Genomic DNA, 1,145 nt, shown 5'->3' on the forward strand with positions numbered 1-1,145 from the left:
CGTGTCTTCCCTCAACGGCGGTGCTTCTGATCTGGGCGGGCGCGGGCGCGCGCCTGCTGAACTGGATCGACGCGTGGGGGCTCGCGGCGCTCGCGGCCGACAACCACGCGGTCGAGGAGCGCCCGCGCGATGCGCAGCCGTTCGCGCAGCCGGGCGCGCTGATGCCGCTGCACGAGCTGTGCCTGTTCAAGCTCGGCATCCATCTCGGCGAGCTGTGGCACCTGACGCCGCTCGCGGACTGGCTGCACGCACATCACCGCAGTCATTTCCTGCTGACCGCGCCGCCGCTGCATCTGCGCGGGCTCGTCGGCTCGCCGGTCAATCCGGTCGCCACCGTGTGATTGCCCGCCGCGCGGCCAGTGCCGCGCCATGACTGCCGTCCCGCGCGCCGCGCGGGCGACTACCGAGGACACGCCATGTCTGACTCCCTTGCGGCATCGCTTGCCGCGCGCATCGATCGCCTGCCGGCGACGGCCGGTATCTGGAAGCTCGTGCTGTTCCTGAGCATCGGCGGCTTTTTCGAGGTCTACGACCTGTTCCAGATGACCTATCTGCCGCCCGGCCTGATTCGAGACGGCATCTTTCACACCGGGGCGCGCGGCGTGCTCGGCATGTCGGACCAGGGCGCGCTCGGCGCGGCGACGTTCATCGGGCTGTTCATCGGCGAGATGTTCGTGTCGCGTCTGGCCGATCGCTACGGGCGCCGCGCGCTGTTCACCGGTGCGCTGCTGCTCTATACCGCGGCGAGCCTGATGATGTGCGTGCAGTCGAGCGCGCTCGGCGTGCTCGTGTGCCGCTTCGTCGCGGGCTGCGGCGTCGGCGCGGAACTGATCACGATCGGCGCGTTCCTGACCGAGCTGGTGCCGAAGGCGGTGCGAGGCAGGGCGTTCGCGGTCTGCTTCGCCGTCGGCTACCTGGCCATGCCGGTGCTTGCGCTGGTGTCGTGGCTCTGGGTGCCGCGCGATCCGCTCGGCTGGTCCGGATGGCGCTGGGTCGTGCTGCTCGGCGGCAGCGGGGCGGTAGTCGTCTGGTGGCTGCAGTCGCGCTTGCCGGAGTCGCCGCGCTGGCTGGTCGGCGTGGGCCGGGAAGCCGAGGCCGAGCGCATCGTGCAGCAACTCGAACGCATGGTGGAGCGTGAATCCGGC

1 protein-coding gene and 1 pseudogene are annotated in these 1,145 nt (G+C 70.7%); both read left to right on the forward strand.

Annotation, left to right across the window (positions count from 1 at the left end; all coding sequences use genetic code 11):
- A pseudogene (locus tag G3N93_RS40595) lies at positions 1-341 on the forward strand (cyclase family protein); the annotation flags it as partial.
- A 75-nt stretch (positions 342-416) separates the two neighbouring features.
- A partial coding sequence (locus G3N93_RS40600; protein ID WP_206135585.1) for an MFS transporter occupies positions 417-1,145 on the forward strand: 729 nt, incomplete at its 3' end.

It is taken from the genome of Burkholderia sp. Se-20378, from assembly GCF_017104665.1.
Taxonomy (GTDB): domain Bacteria; phylum Pseudomonadota; class Gammaproteobacteria; order Burkholderiales; family Burkholderiaceae; genus Burkholderia; species Burkholderia lata.